The organism is Aeromonas jandaei (assembly GCF_037890695.1).
Classification (GTDB): domain Bacteria; phylum Pseudomonadota; class Gammaproteobacteria; order Enterobacterales; family Aeromonadaceae; genus Aeromonas; species Aeromonas jandaei.
This window is the reverse complement of the sequence record NZ_CP149571.1, coordinates 951,856-975,698: the sequence shown is the minus strand read 5'-3', so window position 1 is coordinate 975,698 and position 23,843 is coordinate 951,856. Positions and strand designations below refer to the sequence as shown.

At 59.2% G+C, this 23,843-nt stretch carries 24 protein-coding genes and 1 pseudogene; 3 read left to right on the top strand and 22 right to left on the bottom strand.

The window, feature by feature from the left end:
* Positions 1-124: 124 nt before the first annotated feature.
* The 6 genes and pseudogenes from WE862_RS04770 to rph all read right to left on the bottom strand — a co-directional run bounded on the left by WE862_RS04770 (position 125) and on the right by rph (position 6,115).
* Positions 125-389, bottom strand: a pseudogene (locus tag WE862_RS04770) (YihD family protein).
* Positions 390-419: 30 nt separating this feature from the next.
* Positions 420-1,574, bottom strand: coding sequence for a GGDEF domain-containing protein (locus WE862_RS04765; protein ID WP_041209466.1), 1,155 nt, complete (start codon positions 1,572-1,574; stop codon positions 420-422).
* Positions 1,575-1,657: 83 nt separating this feature from the next.
* Positions 1,658-2,047: a Cu(I)-responsive transcriptional regulator gene (gene cueR / locus WE862_RS04760; RefSeq protein WP_041209465.1), complete on the bottom strand. Its 390-nt coding sequence runs from the start codon at positions 2,045-2,047 to the stop codon at positions 1,658-1,660.
* Positions 2,048-2,057: 10 nt separating this feature from the next.
* Entirely contained in the window at positions 2,058-4,490 is a 2,433-nt protein-coding gene (locus tag WE862_RS04755) for a heavy metal translocating P-type ATPase (protein WP_042031956.1), read from the bottom strand.
* A gap of 179 nt (positions 4,491-4,669) precedes the next feature.
* Positions 4,670-5,323, bottom strand: a complete 654-nt coding sequence (pyrE, locus tag WE862_RS04750; protein WP_042031957.1) for an orotate phosphoribosyltransferase — start codon at positions 5,321-5,323, stop codon at positions 4,670-4,672.
* Between the two features lie 75 nt (positions 5,324-5,398).
* Positions 5,399-6,115 carry a ribonuclease PH gene (gene rph, locus WE862_RS04745; protein ID WP_026080315.1) on the bottom strand — a complete coding sequence of 239 codons (717 nt, stop codon included), beginning with the start codon at positions 6,113-6,115 and terminating at the stop codon, positions 5,399-5,401.
* A 146-nt stretch (positions 6,116-6,261) separates the two neighbouring features.
* On the opposite strand from rph, the gene WE862_RS04740 reads away from it, so the two are divergent.
* Positions 6,262-7,125: a YicC/YloC family endoribonuclease gene (locus tag WE862_RS04740; protein ID WP_042031958.1), complete on the top strand. Its 864-nt coding sequence runs from the start codon at positions 6,262-6,264 to the stop codon at positions 7,123-7,125.
* A gap of 91 nt (positions 7,126-7,216) precedes the next feature.
* Here WE862_RS04740 and WE862_RS04735 read toward each other — a convergent pair whose 3' ends face one another.
* The 8 genes from WE862_RS04735 to WE862_RS04700 form a co-directional block, all read right to left on the bottom strand.
* Positions 7,217-8,248 carry a DUF2955 domain-containing protein gene (locus tag WE862_RS04735; protein ID WP_042031959.1) on the bottom strand — a complete coding sequence of 344 codons (1,032 nt, stop codon included), beginning with the start codon at positions 8,246-8,248 and terminating at the stop codon, positions 7,217-7,219.
* Positions 8,238-9,362 (bottom strand): HlyD family secretion protein, encoded by a 1,125-nt coding sequence (locus WE862_RS04730; protein ID WP_042031960.1) that lies wholly within the window; start codon positions 9,360-9,362, stop codon positions 8,238-8,240. The genes WE862_RS04735 and WE862_RS04730 overlap by 11 nt, the downstream gene beginning before the upstream one ends.
* A gap of 39 nt (positions 9,363-9,401) precedes the next feature.
* Complete coding sequence (locus WE862_RS04725) at positions 9,402-9,896, bottom strand: hypothetical protein (RefSeq protein WP_042031961.1); 495 nt, start codon at positions 9,894-9,896, stop codon at positions 9,402-9,404.
* A 411-nt stretch (positions 9,897-10,307) separates the two neighbouring features.
* Positions 10,308-10,802, bottom strand: a complete 495-nt coding sequence (locus tag WE862_RS04720; protein ID WP_339058706.1) for a hypothetical protein — start codon at positions 10,800-10,802, stop codon at positions 10,308-10,310.
* A 407-nt stretch (positions 10,803-11,209) separates the two neighbouring features.
* Complete coding sequence (locus tag WE862_RS04715) at positions 11,210-11,740, bottom strand: fimbrial protein (RefSeq protein ID WP_042031963.1); 531 nt, start codon at positions 11,738-11,740, stop codon at positions 11,210-11,212.
* 20 nt (positions 11,741-11,760) lie between these two features.
* On the bottom strand, positions 11,761-12,444 hold the full coding sequence (locus WE862_RS04710) for a fimbria/pilus periplasmic chaperone (RefSeq protein WP_225628301.1): 684 nt from the start codon (positions 12,442-12,444) through the stop codon (positions 11,761-11,763).
* A 65-nt stretch (positions 12,445-12,509) separates the two neighbouring features.
* On the bottom strand, positions 12,510-14,969 hold the full coding sequence (locus tag WE862_RS04705; RefSeq protein WP_042031964.1) for a fimbria/pilus outer membrane usher protein: 2,460 nt from the start codon (positions 14,967-14,969) through the stop codon (positions 12,510-12,512).
* A 68-nt stretch (positions 14,970-15,037) separates the two neighbouring features.
* Positions 15,038-15,601: a fimbrial protein gene (locus WE862_RS04700; protein WP_052448128.1), complete on the bottom strand. Its 564-nt coding sequence runs from the start codon at positions 15,599-15,601 to the stop codon at positions 15,038-15,040.
* A 221-nt stretch (positions 15,602-15,822) separates the two neighbouring features.
* Here WE862_RS04700 and WE862_RS04695 point away from each other — a divergent pair, with 221 nt between their 5' ends.
* Positions 15,823-16,752 (top strand): LysR family transcriptional regulator, encoded by a 930-nt coding sequence (locus tag WE862_RS04695; protein ID WP_052448129.1) that lies wholly within the window; start codon positions 15,823-15,825, stop codon positions 16,750-16,752.
* Here the strand turns inward: WE862_RS04695 and WE862_RS04690 are convergent.
* From WE862_RS04690 to WE862_RS04660, 7 genes are all read right to left on the bottom strand, one after another.
* Positions 16,749-16,964 (bottom strand): hypothetical protein, encoded by a 216-nt coding sequence (locus WE862_RS04690; protein ID WP_033114723.1) that lies wholly within the window; start codon positions 16,962-16,964, stop codon positions 16,749-16,751. The two genes, WE862_RS04695 and WE862_RS04690, sit on opposite strands and share 4 nt — an antisense overlap.
* A gap of 70 nt (positions 16,965-17,034) precedes the next feature.
* Positions 17,035-17,364, bottom strand: a complete 330-nt coding sequence (locus WE862_RS04685; RefSeq protein WP_042031965.1) for a hypothetical protein — start codon at positions 17,362-17,364, stop codon at positions 17,035-17,037.
* Positions 17,357-17,815: a DMT family transporter gene (locus WE862_RS04680; protein WP_042031966.1), complete on the bottom strand. Its 459-nt coding sequence runs from the start codon at positions 17,813-17,815 to the stop codon at positions 17,357-17,359. Before WE862_RS04680 ends, WE862_RS04685 begins: the two co-directional genes overlap by 8 nt.
* Positions 17,815-18,255 carry a DMT family transporter gene (locus WE862_RS04675; protein WP_042031967.1) on the bottom strand — a complete coding sequence of 147 codons (441 nt, stop codon included), beginning with the start codon at positions 18,253-18,255 and terminating at the stop codon, positions 17,815-17,817. The genes WE862_RS04680 and WE862_RS04675 overlap by 1 nt, the downstream gene beginning before the upstream one ends.
* Positions 18,252-18,767: a VOC family protein gene (locus WE862_RS04670; RefSeq protein WP_042031968.1), complete on the bottom strand. Its 516-nt coding sequence runs from the start codon at positions 18,765-18,767 to the stop codon at positions 18,252-18,254. Before WE862_RS04670 ends, WE862_RS04675 begins: the two co-directional genes overlap by 4 nt.
* Entirely contained in the window at positions 18,767-19,132 is a 366-nt protein-coding gene (locus WE862_RS04665) for a carboxymuconolactone decarboxylase family protein (RefSeq protein ID WP_041209456.1), read from the bottom strand. Before WE862_RS04665 ends, WE862_RS04670 begins: the two co-directional genes overlap by 1 nt.
* Positions 19,133-19,329: 197 nt before the next feature.
* Positions 19,330-20,052 (bottom strand): head GIN domain-containing protein, encoded by a 723-nt coding sequence (locus WE862_RS04660; protein WP_042031969.1) that lies wholly within the window; start codon positions 20,050-20,052, stop codon positions 19,330-19,332.
* Between the two features lie 395 nt (positions 20,053-20,447).
* Between WE862_RS04660 and ovoA the strand changes: the two genes are divergently transcribed.
* The gene (gene ovoA / locus WE862_RS04655; protein WP_042031970.1) at positions 20,448-22,598 is read left to right on the top strand and encodes a 5-histidylcysteine sulfoxide synthase; all 2,151 of its coding nucleotides are present in this window, start codon (positions 20,448-20,450) and stop codon (positions 22,596-22,598) included.
* 79 nt (positions 22,599-22,677) lie between these two features.
* Here ovoA and WE862_RS04650 read toward each other — a convergent pair whose 3' ends face one another.
* Positions 22,678-23,628 carry a bile acid:sodium symporter family protein gene (locus WE862_RS04650; protein WP_042031972.1) on the bottom strand — a complete coding sequence of 317 codons (951 nt, stop codon included), beginning with the start codon at positions 23,626-23,628 and terminating at the stop codon, positions 22,678-22,680.
* Positions 23,629-23,843 lie beyond the last annotated feature (215 nt).

Sequence of the window (23,843 nt, the reverse complement as noted above, 5' to 3'; positions counted from 1 at the left end):
GCGGATTATATCTTAAACAACCTGCTAATTGTGTGGATTAGATGTATCTAATATTGGGGTTGGATCGCAAATTTCGGCAACAAAAAAGCACATCACCTTGCGGTGATGTGCTTCTGTTCAAGATTCACTTGATTCCGCGCGCTTTGAGCAGTGCCTCTTTGAAATCGGGCACGTGATCCTTGGCCAGACCCGGGATCATCGCCTGCTTGTCGGATTCCCGCATCTTGAGGTGATAGATCAGCATGTCGTCGGTCAGCTCGGACAGGGGCACCTTCAAAACCCGCTTCTTGGGCCAGTTTGGCAACAAACTGCACCAGGCTGAGATCCTGTTCCTTGATCCAGGCAGGCTGCAACAACTCCAGCAGCTCTTCGATACGATGACATTGCATAGACAACCTCTTTAATCTGTCTGTATTAACTCAGGCAACCTTACCCATCAAGGCTACTTCGATTCGATCCCGCCCATTATGCTTGGCCTGATAGAGGGCCGCATCCGCTTTTTGGATCAAATCGGCGATTTTCATGCTGTTGTCCGGTATCAGAGTGGCAACACCAAAGCTACATGTGACCCGACCGGAGACCAGTGATTTCTGGTGCGGAATAGCCAGCTCCTTGAGGGATTGCCGCACATTGTCCGCCACCTGCAGCGCCCCCTGCATGCCGGTGCAAGGCAGCAGCAACGCAAACTCCTCGCCACCGTAACGAGCAGCCAGATCGTCCTCGCGCCGCTCCACCTCGGCCAGCAACCCCGCCACCTGTTGCAGGCAGTCATCCCCCAGCTGGTGACCATAGAGATCGTTGAACTGCTTGAAGTAATCCACATCCACCAGCACCAGCGACAACGGCGCCCGGGCCCGGTGGCAGCGGCGCCAGGCGCGTTCCAGACAGTCGTCGAGATGGGCACGGTTGGCGATGCCGGTCAGGCCGTCGAGACGGGAGGTGAGGCGCAGATGTTCGGAAACTGCTTTCAGCTCTGCCACCAGTTCGGCGTTGGAGAAGCGGTGGTGGAGCGAGGCGATCTGATCCCGCCGCAGACGGCGCAGCAGGGTCGGCAAGAAGACAAAGAGGTAGCCCGCCAGCATGCAGGAGACGATCCGCTCCTGCTCGTTGCCCGCCCCCAGCTCGAACAGCATGGCGCACCCGAGCGGCAACACGGCACCGTAGAGCGAGCGGCGACTGCCAAACAGCATGATGGCGCTGCCGGTGAGGATCAGGCTGGTGAGCATCATCATGGCCGCGCGATAGGTATCGGGCAGCTTGTCCATATAGAGCAGCACACCCAGCGCCCAGCTGATGGAGGTGATGGTCACCCCGATAAAGAGCTCCCGTTCCAGCAGGGGCAGCGGCGTCTGGTGCAATCTGGGCTGGCGCCAGCGCAGATGCCAGCCACGGCACAGCAGTAACAGCAACACCCCGACCAGCCACCCGAGCGCTTCACTGGCGGGCAGGTAGTCGTGAAAAAGCAGACTCCAGCCAAACGCCAGCAAGCCCAGACAGGGCAGACTGAACGAAGCATGGGTGTAGAGCTGGACCATGATGGCCTGCCTGACCTGGCGTGTCACACTCTGGGTCAACTGAGTACTCCTGTACAAGAGCCAAGCAGTCTACCACTACCCCTCATTGAGCAACAATAAAGCGTTTTTTATTAAGCAGTTACTCAACCGCGCTCCAGCTCGTCGAGGATCGGGCACTCGGGGTTTTCATCCCCGTGACAGCAGCAGACCAGCCCCTCCAGCGAGCTGAGCATGGCCTGCAGCCCGGCGATGCGAGCCCGCAGATCGACGATCTTCTCCTGCGCCAGCTTCTTCACCTGGGCGCTGGTTCTGTGCTCGTCCCGATAGAGTGCCAGCAACTCCTGGCACTCCTCCAGATTGAAGCCGGTCTCCCGCGCCCGCTTGACGAAACGCAGCTCGCGCAGGGCCGATTCGGTGTAGCTGCGGTAGCCGTTGTCGCTGCGCACCGGCGCCGAGATGAGGCCGATACTCTCGTAGTAACGGATGGTTTTGGCGGTCAGTCCCGTGGCCTTGGCTACCTTGCTGATGTTCATGGATGACTCCTTAACGGTTCGATTCAGTGCTGACATTGTGGCTGACCTGGGCCATTGCCCGCGGTTGCCAGCGTTTCAGTAACAGGGAATTGCTCAAAACTGTGATACTGCTCAGGGCCATGGCCGCCCCCGCCAGCTCGGGGCTGAGGTAACCCAGAGCCGCCAGCGGAATGCCGATGATATTGAACACAAAGGCCCAGAACAGGTTCTGCTGGATGGTGCGCCAGGTCGCAGCCGAGATATCGATGGCATCGGCCACCAACCGCGGGTCAGATCGCATCAGGGTGATGGCGGCGGTCTCCATCGCCACATCGGAGCCGGAGCCCATGGCGATGCCGACATCCGCCGCCGCCAGCGCCGGGGCGTCGTTCACCCCGTCCCCCACCATGGCCACCAGCCCACGGGTTTGCGCCCGCAGTGCCTCTACCTTCTCCACCTTGCCCGCCGGCAGCACGGAGTCAAAGGCCCCGTCCAGCCCCAGCTTGGCGGCGATATGGGCCACCGGCGCCGGTGCGTCGCCACTCACCAGCCAGCTGGCGATGCCTCGCTGACGCAGGGTGGCGATGGCTTCCGGACTCTCGGGGCGCAGGGTATCGGCCAGTGCCGCGATACCCGCCACCACACCATCGATGGCCACCCAGACCCGGGTTGCGCCGTCGGCGGGCTGTTCATCCTGTTGTGGCGGTTCAATCCCGAGCTGGGCCAGCAGGGCTCCATTGCCGATGGCGACCGCGTGACCCGCCACCTGACCGACAATACCGGCCCCGACCCGCACCTCCACGGCTTCTGGCTGGGGCAGCGTAGCCTCCTTGCCGACTGCCTCGCGCATGGCCAGCGCCAGCGGGTGTTCGCTCGCCTGCTGCAGGGCGGCGGCGAGGCGCAGTTGCTCGTCGTTGCCGCTCCAGCTGGCCAGCACCGGCCGACCCTGGGTCAGGGTGCCGGTCTTGTCGAAGATCAGCGCCTTGATGGCATGGGCCTTCTGCAGGGTATCGACATCCTTGATCAGAATGCCGTGGCGCGCTGCCACCCCGGTACCGGTGACAATGGCCGCCGGTGTCGCCAGCCCCAGCGCACAGGGACAGGCGATCACCAGCACCGCCACCGCCGCCAGCAGCGCCTGACCGAAGTCGTTGCTGATGGCGTACCACACCAGCAGGGTAAAGAGGGCGATGGCCATCACCACCGGCACGAACACGGCGGAGACCTTGTCCACCAGCTGCTGCAGCGGGGCCTTGCCCATCTGGGCGCTCTCCACCAATGCGATGATCTTGCTGAGGCTGGAATCCTCCCCCACGGTAGTGGCTTCGATCTCCAGCACGCCGGAGCGGTTGATGGCACCGCCCAGCACCTTGTCGCCTGCGCTGCGCGGCACCGGCAGGCTCTCGCCGGTGAGGATCGACTCGTCCAGCTCGCTCTCGCCGCTCACGATTTTGCCATCCACCGGCACCCGTTCCCCCACCAGCACCCGCAGCCGATCGCCGCGCAGCACCTCGTCGATGGCGACGCTCTGCCAGCTCTCGCCACGCCAGACGGTCGCGGTTTCCGGCCGCAGCGCCATCAGTTCGCGAATGGCGGACTGGGTGCTGCGTCTGGCCCGAGCTTCCAGCAACTTGCCGAGGGAGATCAGGGTAATGATGATAGCGCTCGCCTCGAAATAGAGCTGGCCGCTGGCAGCCATCCCCAGCGTCAGCAACAGATAGAGACTGTAGAAGTAGGCGGTACTGGTGCCGGTTGCCACCAGCACATCCATGTTGGCGGAGCGGTTCTTGATGGCTAGCCAGGCACCGCGATAGAAGCGGGCGCCGATCCAGAACTGCACCGGGGTGGCGAGCGCCAGCTCTAGCCAGGCGGGCAGATGCCAGGGGAACAGTCCGGCCATGGCCAGCATCCCCACCAGCAGCGGCAACGTCAGCAACGCCGAGACGATGACCCGGGTTTGCGCCTGACGGGCAGTGGCGGTCTCCTGCGCTTCCCGCTCCAGCAACTGCTGGCGGCGGCCGCTGGCCGAGCCTTGTGCCAGCTGGGCGCCAAAACCGAGCGCTTCGATCTGCTCACGCAAAGCGGCCGGGGTCTGCATCCCGGGCACCAGCACGATCCGGGCCTGTTCGATGGAGAAGTTGACCTCGGCCGAGATAACGCCGGGCAGCGCGACCAGCATTTTATTCAGTCGAGCCGAACAACCGGCACAAGTCATACCGGTAATTTGAAACAAAAAGGTCTCGCTACCGTAGTCATAACCCTGACTTTTGATGCTTTCGAGCACCGCCGGCAGGCGGTCAGGGCTGGCCAGCTCGATGGCTGCCTGCTCCAGCGCGAAGTTGACGGTGGCCGATACCCCGTCGAGTTTGTTGAGACTGGCCGCGATGCGGCCTGCGCAGTTGGCGCAGCTCATGCCGCTGAGCGGCAATTGCAGATGAATGGGTGATTGAAGATGAGTGGTCATGTTGTTCCTCCCCGGAACCCGTCGGCACCACAAAACGCCGACTGGCAAACCCTAACCTTTACTGTAAGGGCAAGCTCAAGCCACATGATCCACTTTTTGCAGATGAAAAAAACGGCACCCGTTTGCTGCCAGAGAACAAACAGGCGCCGCATTCAGCTATTGCGCGGTGTGAGCGGAACTCAGATACCGTACTGGGCGCGGTAAGCCTTCATGGCAACCAGTTGCTCGGCCAGCTCCGGCTGTTCGGCCTGCTTCTCTTCCAGATAGGCAATCAGGTCGCTCATCTGGATGATGGCGATGATGTGGGCGCCGTAGTCACGCTCCACCTCCTGAATGGCGGAGAGCTCGCCCTTGCCCTTCTCCTGACGATCCAGCGCGATCAGCACACCCGCCAGCGAGGCGCCGTTGGCCTGGATCAGATCCATGGATTCACGGATGGCGGTGCCGGCAGTGATAACGTCATCCACCAGCATGATGCGCCCCTTGAGCGGGCTGCCCACCAGATTGCCGCCCTCGCCATGATCCTTGGCTTCCTTGCGGTTGAAGCACCAGGGCACGTCCACGTCGTGCTGCTCCACCAGCTGCACGGCGGTGGCGGAGGCGATGGGGATCCCCTTGTAGGCCGGGCCAAACAGCACATCGAACTCGATGCCGGCATCCATCAGGGCGGCGGCATAGAAGCGGCCGAGACGGGCCAGATCGCGGCCGCTGTTGAACAGACCGGCGTTGAAGAAGTAGGGGCTTTTACGACCGGATTTCAGGGTAAATTCACCGAATTTGAGGACCTGCTTCTCCAGGGCGAACTCGATAAATTGACGCTGGTAGGCTTTCATTCTGGCTCCTTGCTTGGCTTGTCGTTGTCTTGTGTGGGGGTATAAAAAAACGCGGTCAATGCCGCGTTTTTAAAATCAGGAGAGCGACTGCTTTTGCAGCGCAATGATGTCGGCGATGCCGCCCTTGGCGAGCGCCAGCATCTCCAGCAGCTCCTCATGGGTGAAGGGCTCGGCCTCCGCGGTGCCCTGCACCTCGATGATACGACCATCTTCGGTCATCACCACGTTCATGTCGGTCTCGGCGGCGGAGTCTTCGATGTACTCCAGATCGCAGATAGCTTCGCCCTGATACATGCCGACGGAAACGGCGGCGATCATCTGCTTGAGCGGGCTCTGCTTAATCATGCCCTTCTCGACCATCCAGTTCAGCGCATCCACCAGCGCCACACAGGCACCGGTAATGGAGGCGGTACGGGTGCCGCCATCGGCTTGCAGCACATCACAGTCAACGGTGATTGAGTGCTCGCCAAGCGCGGTCAGGTCTACCGCCGCGCGCAGGGAGCGGGCGATCAGCCGGGAGATCTCCAGAGTACGGCCACTCTGCTTGCCGGAGGCCGCTTCGCGGTTCATCCGGGAGTGGGTGGAGCGCGGCAGCATGCCGTATTCGGCGGTGACCCAGCCCTGATTCTTCCCTTTCAGGAAGCGCGGCACGCTGGTGTCGACGCTGGCGGTGCAGAGCACGCGGGTGTTGCCGAATTCCACCAGCACGGACCCTTCAGCATGCTTGGTGAAGTGGCGGGTAATGGTGACCGGACGAAGCTGCGCGGCAGTGCGATCGCTTGGACGTGACATGGGACGGACCTCTGGGCTGGCTGAATTGGCGCAGGAGTATAAGCCATCGTGGCCCAAATATCAGCCGCTAAAACCAACACTTCGGCTGACGCACCGGCCCCCGCTGGGTATAATCCCGCCACACTTCATCAAGCCCGGAACAATCAATGATTCACAGCATGACCGCCTACGCCCGCAAGGAACTCAAGGGCGACTGGGGCACAGCCGTTTGGGAAATTCGTTCGGTCAACCAGCGTTATCTGGAGACCTACATTCGCCTGCCGGAGCAACTGCGCAGCCTGGAGCCGGTTCTGCGTGAGCGTTTCCGCGCCAAGCTGCAGCGCGGCAAGGTGGAGTGCAACCTGCGCTTCGAGGCCGCTCAGGCCGCCGCCAGCCAACTCCATATCAATGAAGAGCTGGCCAAGCTGATCATCGACAGCGCCAGCTGGGTAATGAAAGAGGCGGGTCAGGGCCAGCTCAATCCGGTCGATGTACTGCGCTGGCCGGGCGTCATGGCTGCCGCCGAGCAGGACATGGACGCGGTCGCCACCGAGCTGCTCGGCGGTTTTGACCAGACCATGGAAGATTTTCTCGCCTCCCGCGCCAGCGAAGGGGCCAACCTCAAGGCGCTGATCGAACAGCGTCTGGCCGGCATTCAGGTGGAAGTGAAGAAGGTGCGCGTCCACCTGCCGCAGATCATCGAGTGGCAGCGCCAGAAGCTCACCGACCGTCTGGCCGAAGCCAAGGTGGAGCTGGATCCGGCCCGCATCGAGCAGGAGATCGTGCTGCTGGCCCAGAAGATCGACGTGGCCGAAGAGCTGGATCGTCTGGAGATGCACATCAGCGAAACCAACAAGATCATGAAGAAGGGTGGCGCCTGCGGTCGTCGTCTCGACTTCATGATGCAGGAGTTCAACCGCGAGTCGAACACGCTCGGTTCGAAGTCGATCAACGCCGAAGTGACCCAGTCCGCCGTCGAGCTGAAGGTTCTCATCGAGCAGATGCGCGAGCAGATCCAGAACATCGAGTGATCGATTAACCCTCGCTTGCCAATAAAAAGAGCCCCTGATTTCTCAAGGGCTCTTTTTTTATGACTACGGCAGACGCGGTAGCGGCAGCTTCTCAGCCGGGGTGGTGATCTGCTCGCTGCACTGCCACCTCGGCAGGCGATCTGGGCTGCATGATGATCAGTGCCATTACCCCCAGGATCACCGCCAGCATCACCGAGCCGAAGCGGATCAGGCCATCGCTCAGCGCATCGATGCTGGTCGAGGTGATCGAGTAGAACACCAGTACCACATAGCTCGAATAGAGCAGCTGGATCGAGTTGTAACTGGCCTTTTTCTCGACTGCGTGGATCCCCATAAACAGGGCGCACACCAGAGTGACCCCCAGCTGGCCAATCAGGTTGGTTTGAAACACGCACATGATCAGGGGCGGCACGGCATAGAGCACGCTGGCATAGGTGGTCAGCAACCGCCGGATACCGTAGTTGTGCCCGAGCGCCGGATTGGGATCCTTGATAATCAGCGCGACCACGATGGCAATGATGGTGCTCTGCTCCAGATCCAGGGTGATGCCGACACAGAGAGTAGTCAGCACCAGCACCGCCTTGAACAGGGTGTGCCAATCCTGATGAGGCGTCTTGCCTGCACCATTGGCTGCAGCAGCGGCATCCGTTAGCGGCTCACCACCCGGGAAGATGAAATAGGCCAGATACGCGGTAAACCCTGCTACGAAGATGTTCTTCAACAGCGCCAGCGGTATCTGGTCGACCGAAATCCCCTTCTGTTTGACGAACACCGCAATCATGGCCGTCGCCACGATGAGCAGGATTGCTATCAGGTCCTGCGCGTTTTTTCGGGTGCGATCCATGCACCAGTAGAATACGCCCAGCAGCGCGAGGTAATAGACATGGGGATAATCCAGCAACAAGGTTGCCAGCCATGCCTGTATCCAGGAGGTCAGATACAAGACCCCGGCCATCAGAAACACCATGATGAGCGGTGGCGGGTTATGGGTGGTGGTGAGGAATACCGCGCACATGGCCGGGGCCAGCAGCGGTAAATCCGTACCAAAGACAAATTGCCAAAACAGCAGTAGCACCGGAAACAGCGCTACCCGCAGCAAGGCATTGGCTGGACTATGAAACATAACTTATGTAGCTCCATGCCCATATCCAGATATCTGCCAACCGCTCACCCAGATATGACTCTCCCGGGTAGAAGGCGACGACAGCACGACCGCCGAAGCGCGGGCTCACGTCGGGCGGAAGGTCATCAAACTGGATATTGACCGGGAAGCGCTGGGCACTCGGCTGGGAGGTAGGGGAATCCAGCAATCCGGTGCCGGCATTGACCTGCAGGCTGCCATTGCCACTGCTGCCAAAACCGATGGAAGTGATTTTGCCGGTGAAGACCTTCCCCGGATAAGCATCAAATACCAGCTTGACGGCATCATCCCGCTTCAAATAGGCCAGCGAGTTCTCCCGCACCATGGCGGTCAGCCAGAGCTTATCGGTATTGATGAACGTCAGCAGCGGCTGGCCTGCGCTGGCATAGTTGCCTTTGGCCAGCGCCAGATTGGTGATGACGCCATTGGCAGGTGCCTTCAGCTCGGTATGTTCGAGATTGAGGCGAGCCTGGGCACGCTTGTTGAGCACGGCCTGAATCTCGGGGTTCTCTTCACCACGCGGGCCAATCTCAAAACGGGCCCTTTCCAGCGCAGAGACGGTTTGCGCCAGATTGGCCTCGGCGGTTTGCAGCTGGGTCAGGCTGTCATCCATGGCTGCACGGCTGATGGTGCCCTTTTTCAGCAGGGCCCGATATCGCTCCACCTGCAATCTGGCGTTGTTGGCCGCAGCGCGGACGGAAGCCTCATTGGCTTTCGCAACCTTGATGGAGGCAGAATCGGCATGATAGGACTGGGCCGCCTGCTGCAAAGCGAGCTCGGCCGCCTTCTCCTCCAGCTCAAACGGCGCTTTCTCGATGGTGACCAGCAGCTGCCCTTTCGACACCTCATCGTTATTGGCGGCATGGATGCTGGCCACCGGGCCGGATACCTGCGGAGCAAGACGGATCACCTCGCCATTGACCCTTCCCATATCGGTCATGGGGGTCACCCGGTCGGCCCACAAGCTGTAAATCCAGAGAATAAAAACCGCCAGGAAAATACCATAAGTCAGCGAACGGGCCTGCTTGGTCTTGTCCTGTGCGGCAGCCACGGTAGCGGCCGTTTTCTCGGTTGCCGCGCTCTTCGGATCACTCATGAGGGCTATTCCTTTTCTGAAATAAATGGGGAGGCAGAATCAATCCAGAAGGCTGACTTTCTTGAAGATCAGATTCTGCTTGGTGCGATATTCAATAAACAGGGTGATAACAAAAGCAAATCCACCGACCAGAATGGCGGCCCAGAAGCTGGAGACGGCAATTTCACCCATGTATTTGGTCCAGATCACCGCCAGCGCCACAAACCAGCCGAACAGTGCGGCGCACTGGGTAATCGCGATAGGCAGCATGGTGCGCAAGAACGAGGGATTGAAGCTGCTTTGCAGCGCAGGACGAGCCTTGTGCAGATGGTTGACGAACAGCTTGGCGGTGATCAGCGACAGTATGATCCCCAGACCGAAGGTCAGGGATACCGCCTCGCCCCACACCGATGTCTGCTCATGGGCAATGGCATTGACCGACAAGGGTACAGAATCGACCCCCTTGAAATGCCAGTGTGCAATCAAGCCGTTGATCACACCGTTAATCAAGCCTGCGACAAGAGAGTCCTGAAGCCGGATATCTGGTTTTGACATTAATTAGCTTCCTCACAAATAAGTGCCAAAGTGACAGCTGGCCCCCCCCCCCCCCACGGGTCACAGACTACTCGCAATCAGGGCATTGTCTGCCAATGCAGGGAGAATTGACTTGCTTACCTCCGTGCCATTCATCCCCACGGAAAAGCAATATTAGCCACAATCTCGCCACAGATAAGAACCGCAAATTTCTGCAGGTATGCCCGTGATTGTATAGAAGTGACCCTATCGAAGCCATTATCCAAAGCAAGTGAGCGTTCACGTCAGGGGGGCTCTGTTCAGAGTTCAGAGAATAGGTAGATCCAGTCACACGAAGACTTGAATACTAAAGACGATACCGGAAATGTTATCGCTGAGATGGGTAGACACATGATGGCGCCATGATATTTGCCTGCAATCCCGGCGACATGACTAGTCATAAAGCAGGATCACGGGGGCACTTAACCTGATACTGCCCCCCATACCTTGGTATGACTCCAGCACCACGGAAAAATCGATGCTGCAACGTGAGGAGGCGTAGCACTGCACGCTGCCGATATTGTTCCCGCTCGCCGTTCTCACCCGGAATACAGCACCACTTCCCGACACCAGCGCATTGCCAATATTGGCCCTGACAACCGCCGTCTGGTTGCAGGAGCCGCTAATCGAAACCCCGACCTGCTGACCATAGCTGGGCGCTATCCTGATAATACCGAAGTTGGCCGTACCAATGCTGAATGAGCACGACGTGATGGGCAGGCTCAGTTCAGATCTGCGCCAATACCATGTCAGTTCTGCGTGCCCCCTGAGCACGTTGAATACCCCCCGCCGCTCAAAACCGACGATGGCCTGGATGCCGGTGATATTGCCATTTTCGGATGCGCCGGATGCTGTGAGCGACAACCGCCTGTTGCTCAACACACTCATGGCGTAGGATCGCAGTTTTGGGCACAGATAGAGATCGCAGGCAGCCTCCCATGGTACCGAGGTGCCGCTCGGGAGATACCCTTCATAGACTCTGGTTCATCCCGTTATCGTAGGAGACCTCCATTCTGACTTTATTGGCATAACGGGAGCAGTTTCCCACATTGTTACCACACACTCGGGAGTCAGTAATATTGTTCGAATCCGAACTGTTGAAAACGATCGACATATTTGACAGGGTCATGGTCGATACATCCAGCGCCCACGTCGGCATACTCACTGCAAATAAAAAAACCGGTAGAACAAACAACCTTACCCAGTATTTTATGATGGACGACAGATATGAATGATTGAGTATTGAACTCTCTTTAAACCATAGATGCATGGCCAATAAACTGCCCCTGAAGATATTATTCATAATCCAGTTTGAATTGTGCAGATGCCTTGAAATATCCCGGTTTAAGTTCATTGGCAGACAACACCTTGACGTAGGCACCAAACTCCAGCGTCATATTGCCGGTCGTAATGGAAACCAGCTGACTCGCTCTGTTAATCGGCAGGGGCGTGCCGTTTTTCTCCTCCAGCCCAACCGCAATCCCTTTGGCCTGACTGCTGGAATCCAGCGCCAGCAGTGAGCTGTCACCAACCGCAGAGGTTCCGCTAAACGTCACCTTGACGTTTTTGGCGACGATGGGATTGCATCTCTCCAGATGGATTTGAAACGCCTTGCTTTTGCTTCGCATATTGCCGGCGAGATCGTGATCGGTGATCGTGGACATATCGACCTGAACAAGCTCGTCTCCTGCCCGTAAATAACATGGCTGGCTGACCAGTTGTCCGGTGATTACCAGCTGCAGAGTATCGCTGGCCGCCAGAGTCAAAAAAGGGGATAGTAATATCGCCATCCCCCCCACAATGTTACACCCAGAAAATAATTTCATCTGAATGTCCTTTAACGGTTTTATTTTATCTGTTGCAACCTGCAACTATTTGCACAGCGATAATAGAGTTGCTTGCGGCCACCATAATCATCGATATAGGTGAACGATGGCCTTGCCCCCATATCGAACGAGAGGGTGGCACTGCCATGAGGCGCCAGCATCACGGGTTCAAACGTGCCGACCACCTTACCATCCACTACCGCCTCGACGAGCGAGATATAGTAGGGAGTAGGGTTATCCAGCCTGGTTTTTCCCCCCTGCTTGATCACCTCCACCCCGTTCTGCCAGGGCGTCTTGTGGCTTGCACCGGCAACCAGCAGGCTCGCCGGCCGATAGAAAAACTTGATGCGCGTCTGCAAGGCCAGCTGCAGGGTGTTGGGTGTATTGCTGCGCGGAGGGATCTCGCGCATGTTGAAGTAGAGAAGGCTCTCCCGGTCCTGCGGCAGCCTCGCCACCTCCGGCAGCGCCTGCACCTTGAACAGGCTCTCCATGCCCGGCTCCAGCCGCTGCAATGGCGGCAAAATGGTAAACGGCGAGTTCACCTTGTTGCCTTTTTCATCTTCCAGCCAAGCCTGTGCCAGATATGGCAGGCTGTTGTTATTGTTGTGGATCGTCAGGCTTATTGATTTGGCCTCACCCGGATAAATGACCCGGGTGCGATCCAGCGATACGGCCGCCTGCAGATGAAGGCTGGTCAAACTCAAGAAAACAGAAACAATCCAACGCATTTTGTGTACCACGATACCCACTCTCGATTCACGATTCGTATTTATTGGCAGACCAGAGAGACAAGAACGCTCTCGGCCGGCAAACGGGCTGGCAAACGGGTTTGGCACTGCTGCTCGCCCCAGCTCACCGTCAGCTCTTCACCATCATGCAACCCTGTCAGATAGCCAATTCCCTCATCTGCCAGCATGCCGATTTGCTGCTGTTTGGCATTGCGCACCTCGGCCGCAAACGGCAGTGGCTTGTTGTTTGTCGTCCGGATTTCCACCATGCGCTTGGCACCTGAAAGCATGTCAAAGTGACGATATCCAATCGCCCCTTCGGTCAGGGTGCCTGCCGTTATCGGTGGGCCCAGTGGCTCGGCATCCTCCCCCAGCAGATCGACGTTGATCATGGTTCTCTGCCGGTAATAACTGGTGATGTCGGCTATCACCGCTTTGCCGGAGCTGTTGCTGGCGGTCACATGACCGGCCGACTGCAGCGGCACATCCGCCACTCCATCGGTATCAACCAGCATGCGGGTGCCCCCCATCATGCCCACCGGATGCAGCGCCGAGCCTTGTGCAGTAGCGGTTATGCCACCAGCCATCGACAGGCCAAGCGAGCGGCTGTCCGGTTGATAGCTGGCATTGGCCATCACTGTGCTCTTGCTACCCGCATGGGTATAAAAACCGCTGATGCCCTCTCCCTGTGGCGAGGTTGAAGCGGTCAGCGAATAGCTGTTGCGCTCGTCCGCCATATCGCGAAAACCCACGTTGTGGCTGGCCTTGCCACTGATGCTCGCCGCGTTGTAGCTCAGGCTCTTGCCCAGCCCGAACGGCATGGAGAGCGAGAAGTAGAGGCCGTCATCCGCCTGGTTGCCCTGGGTATTGCGATAGGCGGTCAGCGAGGCGTTCAGACCATGCAACCCCATCAGGTCGAAGTAATGCGACACCGAGACGCTGGCATATTCGCTGTCACGCTGGTTCCAGTACGACTGATAGGTGTAATCCAGATAGAGACCCAGATTCGCATCGCGAAACTGCGAGCTCAGCAACACCTTGTACATCTCCTTCGAGCCCCCTCCGTAGTGGCCTCCCTGCTCTTTTGCACTGACAAAATCACTCATGGTCATGAAGTCGTGCTCGGAGAAGCGATAACCGGCAAAGGTGATCTGGCTGTCATATTCATCGAAGTTCTTCGAGTAGTTGATCCGGTATGACTCGCCGGATTTCCGCTCCTGTAACAGCTCAGCCCGCGATGCGGTCACATCGAACGAGATGGCCCCGAGATAGAGCAGATCCCGGCCGACTCCGAGGGCAAGGGCGTTATACCCATCCCCCAGCAGAGCCCCGCCAAACAGCGACTTGCCGTTATCAATCCCCCACGAGAACTCGCCACTCGCAAACAGGGGGCCATCGAACTGATGCCTGTCCAGCGCGACCTTGCCGCCATAAACCCGGTAACGCAACGAACCGGGACGTGCCAGATAGGGGATGGTGGCCGTGTTCACCTGGAATTGCTGTACCGTGCCATCGACCCCCTCCACCCGGACATCCAGCACCCCGGTGATGCCGTTGCTGAGCTCCTGGATCCGGAATGGCCCGGCAGCCACCTGGGTTTCGTAGATAACGCGCCCCTGCTGGCTCACCACCACCTTGGCGTTGGTCTCGGCCACCCCCACTACTTCGGGAGCGTAACCACGCAGATTGGGGGGCAACATACTGTCATCGGTGACGAAGGATGCCCCGGCAAAGCGAAAGCCATCGAACAGCGAGTAGCCACTGTCCAGCTCGCCCACCAGCAGCTGCGAACTCCAGGCCGGCAAGGCCCGATAGCCGTAGACTCGCGAGATCTGTGCTTCGCTGCGGACACCTGTCGACTCTCCTGTCCCCTGTTCATGGCGGGCTTGCCAATCCGCCCGCAGGCGCCAGGCACCGAGGTTGGCGCCCCCCACGCCATAGCCACTCAGGTTGGTAAGCTGCTGCCGGTCATGGCTCCAGCGGCCGTGCTGGATGTTGATGCCGTAGTCGAGCATCACGCCGCCAATCCCCTCTTCCCAACGGGTCGGCGGATCCCAGTATTCGTTGACGTAGTCGCGATAGGCCTGCGGCACCGAGATAAACAGGGTGTCCTGACTCAGCTCTCCCCTGACCATCAGGCCGTCGAGCACCCGCAGGTCATAGCACCCCTCGCCATTTTCTGTTGCTGTCAGCTTGGCAAGCTCGGACGGTTTTAACCCCAGCTCCAGACTCAGCTCGCGAGCAAGACAAAATTCTGACTCGCCATGACTGTTCTTTTTAAATTCAATTTGTCGCTCTCCGAGCGAGACATCATTCACCTTCACCTGCATCAGATATGAGCCGGGCAGAATATATCCCGACTTGTTAAATGCGCCGGAGGCGATATTCTCCCTGTCATTTATATCAAGCAGGTCGGTGTTGAACTCAAATTCGGAAGCAACGGCAACATCAAAGAGCACTAAATATATAAAAAGAGACCGCAGTATGTAGAATATGCGCATAACAACGAATATGGCTCCATATCAATACTGCGCATCCTTGCGCCTGCAATCAGTCGTCGTGACAACGCTTATTGGTAATTCATGACGAAGTCGGTGGTGGCAGAGAATTCACCCGCAACCGCCTTGGCCCCCGTCTGCAGGGTACTGACTACCTTGGCACCAAACTTCAGGCGATTATCACCGTCAACCAGCGTCAGGGCGTTGGTTGGCTGACCCAGCACCACCTCTTGCCCGTCATGCTGGCTCACCAGAGAGATCGCGGCCCCCTTGGCATAACCACTGACTGCCAGGCGGGTCTTCTCGGTGTTGTCTGCGATGCCATTGAAAGTCACGGTCGCAGAGTTGACCGTATCGAGCGTGCAGCCTTCCAGATGAATTTCGAAAGGACGCAGCGGCCCCTCTTTATTCAACTCCAGCACCCGACTCGATATTTGTCCCATCTGCACGGTCTGGTTCACGCTCTCGGAGGCAATTGAACAGGGTGCATCAATAATTGCACCGGTGAAATTAATAGTACCGCGACTCTGTTCCGGAATAGGTGTCGGTGTTGGCGCGGGAGTAGTATCATCTGCCATCGCATAACCGGACATAATAGAGAACAGCGCAACAAATAAAGCCTTATTTCCTGACATCACACATCTCCTTGGTTAATAACAAGCAACCATTGGAGATATTATTCATATTATTCCACGGTCATACATAAGAATAATCCCATTCTTTCCGGCAAATAAATGCTCGCTTACCCTTATTAAATCAGGTTATGAGGAACATCATCCTGCTGCAGTGACCCGCCAGCTTGCCCTGGCCAAGGTCGGCCGATTACCCTTGAGGATTGCGATGGAGGAGGAATCCCGTGAACTACGACGTTTCGTTGTTGGAGATAAAGCTGTTTCTGATGACCACCCGGTTTGGCAGCTTTTCAGATGTGGCGCGTCGGCAGGATATGACCCCTTCGTCCGTCTCGCGCAAGATGGCGCAGCTGGAGGAGAAGGTGGGATCCAAACTGCTGCACCGCCATACCCGCTCCATCTCCCTTACCGAGGAGGGGGTCGCCTTTGCCAAACAGTGCGCCGAGATCCTCCAGCAGTATGAGCGGGTGGTCGGCCAGATCGAGCAGCGGGCGGACACCCCGAGAGGCACCATCCGGATCAGCGCGCCGGTCGCCTTTGGCCGGCTCCACATTGCCCCCTATCTGACCGAACTGCTGGAGCGCTACCCCCTGCTCAAGGTCGAGTTGCAGCAGACGGATCACTATGTCGATCCGGCGGCTGAGTCGATCGACCTGCTGATCCGCATCGGGATCTCGCAAGACTCCTCCCTGCGGATGAAACAGTTTGGCCAGCAGCACTACGTGATGGCGGCCAGCCCCGACTACCTCAATCGCCATGGCGAACCGGCCAGCCCGGATGAGCTGGCGCAGCACAACTGTCTGGTCTTCAAGGGGAGCAATGGCCTGCAACGCTGGTTCATCGGCCAGGAGCAGCTGCAACCCTATGAGGTGAGCGGCACCCTCTACAGCAACAATGCCGATACCCTGGTTGCCGGCGCGGTGGCGGGTGCCGGGATTGTGGTGTTCCCCACCTGGCTCATCGGCGAGGAGCTGAAAACCGGGCGGCTCAAGCCGATCATGACCCGGTTCACCGTCTCCACCAGCGTGGAGCAGCAGGTGATCAGCGCGCTCTATCTGGAGACCGACCAGCTCGCCGCCAAGGTGAGGGTGGTGATCGATTTTCTGGCGGGAAAATATGGCTCTCCCTGCTACTGGGATGCCAGACAGGTTTAGCCAGACAGCCTGCCGGTCAGCTTGTGCAGCGCCGGCAGCAAGACAAAGACGGCGCAGGCCACGATCACGCTGTCGATGAGCAACACTGCGACTGGTGCGGCGGGGTCGAGCTGCCATCTTGCCAGCAGCGGCGCCATCCAGCGCGGGATCAGCAGCGTCAGCGGAAAGATGATGGCCAGCACGTGCAGGTATTCGCCAAGCTGTTTTTTCATAAAGCCTCTGATGTTGTGGCAGCCAAGCCAGTGGCAAGAAGTGGTATCCCCTTCACCACTGGCGAGCCGGCTACAGCGTGGTGATGTCCCGGGTGCAGATAAAGTGGGCATCCGCGGCAAAGGTTTCGAATTGACGGATCACCTGCTGCATCTGCGCACTCTGGATCTCCTGCAGAAATTGCGTCTCCGACCCGATGTGGATCACTTCGAAGTAGTCCCACGGCGAGGCACTCTGCTGCCCCAGCATCTTCAGCCCCTTGAACACCTCGAACGAGGTGACGCTGTTGAGCCGGTTCACGGTGGGCAGATCGACCTCCCGTGCCCACACCAGATAATCCGCCTCGTTCGTCCCCGGTTTGAGATTGAAAAAGACCATCAGGGTTGTTGCCTGTTCACTCATTTACTTGTTCCTGTTGTCGGTTCGCCAGATAGATGCAGAGCAGCGCCGCAGCGACGGCCATCATGGCGGCAAGGCGCCAGTAGTTGAGGGGAATGGGGGCATTGCCCAGCCAGCCCATGGTATCGATCACCAGACTCATCACCATCTGGCCCAGAATGGTGGCCACAGTGGCGATGGCGACCCCTACCCGTGGAATGGCCGCGACCATCACCACCATGTAGACAATGCCGAACAGGGCACCGGCCAGCTGCCACTTCGGCACGCTGAGCAGGGTCGCCTGATAGGGCGGCTCAAAGAAGAAGATCAGCAGGGCGGTCACCACAGTGCCCATGGTGAAGGTGAGCAGCGAACTCTGCACCACACCGACCCGCGATCCCAACTGACCATTGATCGCCGCCTGGGCGCTGAGCGCCATGCCGGAGACGATGGCCAACACGATAATCTGCACCATCAGTTTGCTCCCAGATAGGTAAACAGCAGCGCCAGCGCGATGCAGCCAAGTGCCACCAGCCGCAGAGGACGGGTTGCCCGTTTCGGCATACCAAACCAGCCGAAGTAGTCGATGGCAAAGCTCTTGGTCACCTGCCCCAGCAGGACGCAGATCATCGTCATCGCTACCCCCAGCATGGGGATCGAGAGAGTGAGCGCCACCACATAGACGGGGCCGAGCAAGCCACCGATCAGCTGCCATTTCGGCACCCCATGCCACCCTGTGGATGGCCCCCGCACCGTGAAGAAACGGATCAGCCAGAGCAGTGCAGCCCCCACGCCGAAGATGCTCAGGGTGGCCCACAGATGGCCCACCTGTTCACCAAGGGGGCCCAACAGGCCCGCTTCGAAGGAGAGGCCCATGCCGGCCATCACGATTAGCAAAACCGGGAGCGCGTTCATCGTGGATCAAACAGGGCGACGAGTGATTGACGGCTATAGGCCTTACCCTGCGGATAGGAGACCAGCTCCAGCTGCATGCCCCATGGCGCAAGAAAATAGACCCAGGACTCCCCTGCTGTCGGCCCCTCCGTCATGCAGGTCGGCTCACCCAGCACGGCGATCCCCTGCTCCTTCAGGTAGGCCACTGCCGCCACCATGTCATCCACATAGAAGGCGAGATGGTGGCCACCGATATCGGCGTTGTTGGGAGCCTTGAGGTTGCGCTCGATATTGCTGGCGAACTCGAAGATCTCCAGATTGATCCCTTTGGCATTCATCACCGCAATGCGGGTGATCTCGGCGCGGGCATTCACGTTGAGGTGCTCCGCCATCCAGTTGTCGCTCGCCACAAAGGGCCCGAACTCATAGGCCAGCTCGAAATCGAAGTGGTCGCGAAAGAAGGCGATCGCTTCTGCCAGATTGGGCACGGTAAAGCCGATATGATCGGGCTTTTTCAGTCCTGGAATGGCCATCAGATATCCCCCCGCTCGTGACGCAATTTGTTGAGCGCCCCCATGGTGGTCGCCCCCTTGTTGAAGCCGGTATAGACAGATGCAAAGACGATCAGCTCTTCGAGCTCCTGCCATGTCGCCCCCTGCTTGAGTGCCATATCGACATGAGCTGCGAAGGGGTTGCCTTCACCGCTGACGTTGAGGGCCATCTGGTCGATGGCGATGGTGATGAGCGCCTTGCTCTTCTGGTCGAGCAGCGGCATGCCCCAGGCTTCGCCGGCCACGCGGACCGTCATGTCGCCCCAGGTCGGGTGGATGGATTTGAGCCCGCTGACCAGAGCCTGATCATCGAGCACGGCATTTGCAAAAGGTAATGATGTAGTCATCAGTGACGCCTCAGTAGTTGATAAGTTCGCCGTAGCGGATGAGGCGCATTATTAAGGAGCGGGATGTATTGAAAAACCGGCGGGCCGGAACATCACTTATGCAGAATTTGCACAAATGGCACGGGGAGTCGCGCCATGTTGGAAAAAACAAAACAGGCCCGTTGCGGGCCTGTTTCAGTTGTGGTGATCGGTTGGCTTCAGCTGCCCGCGCGGGTCACCCCGCCGGAGCCCACGATCTGCTGCTCCACCTCGGGGTCACCCCAGTAGGTGATGTTGCCAGTGCCTGCGATGCCGATCTTGAGGGTTTTCTGGGCCCGCACCTCCACATCACCGCTGCCGGCGATATTGACCTCGACCTCGTTGCCACGCATTTCGCTGCCCAGCACATCGCCAGCACCGGCAATGTTCAGCTCGATGCTGGCGGCAGAGCCGCTCCCCAGATCCATGCTACCTGCACCAGCGATATTGCCTTTCAATCGCTGTACCTCCAGCTGGCTGGCGACGATCCCACCTGTTCCCGCCACCGACAGCTCCAGCGCCTCACCCTTGAAGCAGCTCAGATCGCCGTTGCCGGTACCTGCCAGCGCCATTTCACTGAGCTCTGGCAGGGTGATGGTGATCTCCAGCGGTTCGGTAGGCCGCAGTCGGTAACCCTCCTTCACCTCGATCTCCAGCTTGCTGCCGCGCTCGGTCAGCTCCAGATACGGCAAGAGATTTGCCTGCCCCTTGATCAGGATGCCGCGCTGCTCGCCCGCCACCAGATGGAGGGTAGCTGGAGTTCCCGCCAGCACCCGGGTCACCCGCTCGCCCAGTGCCTGCTGGCGCTCGACCGGGACACCTTCCCCCTTGATCTCGGTGTCGGCAAAGACGTTGCAACCTCCCATCACCAGCGCCACCAAGACGCCAATCATCCACCGCATAACTGTTCTCCTTTTTATTTATTGATAAGCCACCTGACAGGCCCTGTTCGAAACCACAAAAATAGAGGCCGTATGAAACCACAGATAGCAATGGCCATGCCATAAGATAACCATATGATTTTCAATAAAAATAAAATCAACAGTAAGAAGTGGCACGCATTAAAAAGAGCCATTTAGACCACCATTTGGCGAATCTGACCACCCCCTAACAGGCAGGTGGAGAGCTGGCTGGCGAGCCGTTCGCGAGGTCGCTACGCTGACAAGCCGTGGAAGTTTTGGATTGCCCTGCCGGTCTGTTGAGCCAATAGTGGTACTTCGTGCGTACCAAGCTCTCCATTGCGGTAATGTCATTACCACTGTCTTGTCAGTCTTCACTGCCAACAAGGAGTCAGAGCGTGACCCAAGCAAGCCCTCTCTATTCCACTGCCACCGGTCTGCCGGAGCCGACTCGCACCCCGTTGCTGACCGGCAGCGATCCCGAGCAGAAACGGCGCGAGCTGCTCGCCTACTTCTGCCAGACCTTCGATCTCTACGACTCACTGTTCGACTGTCTGGCCGATGAGCGGGCCTGGTTCAACAAGGCGATCCCGCTGCGCCATCCGCTCATCTTCTACTACGGTCACACCGCCGCCTTCTTCATCAACAAGCTGCTGGCGGCGCGCCTGATCGACCAGCGGCTGGATGCCCGCATCGAGGCCATGGTCGCCATCGGGGTGGACGAAATGAGCTGGGACGATCTGGACGAGACCCACTACGACTGGCCCAAAGTCAGCGAGCTGCGCAGCTATCGGGCCAAAGTCCGTACGCTGGTGGGCGATTTTATTCGCCAGATGCCGCTCACCCTGCCCATCGACTGGCAGAGCCCGGCCTGGGTCATCCTGATGGGGATAGAGCACGAGCGAATCCACCTCGAGACCTCCAGCGTGCTGATCCGCCAGCTGCCACTCGCCTGGGTGCGACCGCAGCCTTATTGGCCCGCCTGCCCCGAAGCACGCCACCGCATTGATCAGGTGCCAGCAAACAGTCTCCTGCCGGTGGCCGGCGGCAAGGTGCGCCTTGGCAAGCAGGACGCCACCTACGGCTGGGACAACGAATATGGCGAGCGCCATATCGAGCTGGCCCCGTTTCAGGCCAGCCGCATGCTGGTGAGCAATGCCGAGTACCTCGCCTTCGTCCATGCGGGCGGCTATGGCCAGCAACAGTGGTGGGATGAGGAGGGATGGGGCTGGTGCCAGTACGCCAAGGCGCAGATGCCCACCTTCTGGGTGGGTGACCCCGCCGAGCCCGGGCAATTGCAGCTGCGGCTGATGACCGAGCAGGTCGCCATGCCATGGGACTGGCCGGTCGAGGTGAATCAGCTGGAGGCGGCAGCCTTCTGTCGCTGGCAGGCGGCCCGGACCGGACTCCCCATCCAGCTGCCGAGCGAGGCAGAGTGGCAGCTGCTGCGCGAACAGCTACCCGGCGATCAGCCGGACTGGACGCAGGCACCCGGCAATATCAATCTGACCCGCTTCGCCTCCTCCTGCCCGGTGGATGCCTGCCCGCAAGGGGAGTTCTTCGATCTGGTGGGCAATGTCTGGCAGTGGACCAGCACCGCCATCGATGGCTTCGACGGCTTTAAAATCCACCCGCTCTACGACGACTTCTCCACCCCTACCTTTGATGGCAAGCACACCCTGATCAAGGGCGGCAGCTGGATCAGCACGGGTAACGAAGCGCTCAAATCATCCCGTTACGCCTTCCGGCGTCACTTCTTCCAGCATGCGGGTTTCCGCTATCTGGTCTCCCGTTATCAGGAACCCGTTATCGTGAATCCCTATGAAACCGACACGCTGGTCGCTCAATATCTCGACTTCCAGTACGGCCCGAGCCACTTCGGGGTAGCCAACTACGCCAAGACGCTTGCTGATCTTGCTGGCGAGCTCTGCAGCAACCACCAGCGGGCGCTGGATATCGGCTGCGCCACCGGCCGCGCCAGCTTCGAACTGGCCCGCCACTTCCAGCATGTGGACGGGGTGGACTACTCGGCCCGCTTCATCGATGTGGCGCTGGCCCTCGCCAGTCAGGACAGCTTCCGCTACGCCATTCCGCTGGAGGGTGAACTGGTGGAGTATTGCGAGGCGCGCCTGTCGAGCCACGGGCTGGGGGCAAGTCAGGCTGAGCGCATCCACTTCAGTCAGGGGGATGCCTGCAACCTCAAGCCCAAATATGACCACTACGATCTGGTGCTCGCCTCCAATCTGATCGACCGGCTGCGGGAGCCCGCCCGCTTCCTGCGGGACATAGCTCCCCGGCTGCGCAGCGGTGGCCTGCTGGTGCTCACCAGCCCCTATACCTGGCTGGCGGAATATACCCCGCCCGCCAACTGGCTCGGCGGCATTCGCGAAAACGGCGAGGCGCTCACCACCTATCAGGCGCTGCAACGGCTGCTGGCGGCGGAGTTCGAGGAGCACTGCCCGCCGCGGGGTGTGCCCTTCGTCATCCGCGAGACCGCCCGCAAGTACCAGCACACGGTGGCGCAGCTCACCGTCTGGCGCAAACGCTAATCCGCCGATCTGCATGCAGATGAAAAGAGGGAGGCCAACGGGCCTCCCTCTTGTTATGGCTGTCAAAACGGCGCGAGTATCAATGCCCCTGCTCGTGATAGCGGCGCGCCAGCACGGCGCAGACCATCAGCTGGATCTGGTGGAAGATCATCAGCGGCAGCACCATCACCCCGACGCTGGCGGCCGGGAACATGACGTTGGCCATCGGCACCCCGTTGGCCAGACTCTTCTTGGAGCCGCAGAAGACGATGGTGATCTCGTCCGCCTTGTCGAAGCCGAGGCGACGGCTGATCCAGACGTTCCAGCAGAGCACCAGCGCCAGCAAGACGCAGCTCAGCAGCACGATACTGGCCAGATCGTACCAGCCTACTTGATGCCAAATCCCCTGCACCACCGCCTCGCTGAAGGCGACGTAGACCACCAGCAGGATGGAGCTCTGATCCAGCTTGCCGATGAGCGGACGGTGGCTGTCGACCCAGCGACCAATGAGCGGGCGCGACAGGTGGCCCACCACGAACGGCAGCATCAGCTGCATCATGATGGACTGGATGGAGTGCCAGGTGTCGATCCCCTCCCCCTGCACGTGGATCATCATCCCCACCAGCACCGGCGAGAGGAAGATGCCGAGGATGCTGGAGGCCGAGGCGCTGCACACCGCCGCCGACACATTGCCCCCCGCCATCGAGGTGAAGGCGATGGCCGACTGCACGGTGGCAGGCAGAGCGCAGAGATAGAGGAAGCCGAGGTAGATGGCCGGGCTCAGCCAGCTCGGCACCAGCGGGGTGAGCAGCAGCCCCAGCAGCGGAAACAGTACGAAGGTGCTGAGCATCACCACCAGATGAAGCCGCCAGTGGCCGAGACCCGCCAGCAGGTTCTGGCGCGACAGCTTGGCGCCATGCATGAAGAACAGGAGCGCCACCGCCAGCTTGGTCAGCAGACCGAACCAGACAGCCACCTGCCCCTCGAAGGGAAAGAGGGAGGCCAGAGTGACCACCGCAATCAGCACAACAGTAAAGGGATCCAGACGCACGAAAGGTCTCCATCAGAAGGGCATCCTGCAGCCATGGCGACAGTCAGGATTGGGGAGGACAAGAAACAGAGCGGGAGATGTCTGGCACCTCCCGCTAAAACGAACCTCCAGCTTACCCCGATAATGGAGAGGCGCAAAGTTGAGCGGCGAATAATTGTTCATCAATGCTTAACGCCTTCGCCATATCTAGTAGCAAAAGTTGACGATAAAGCGGC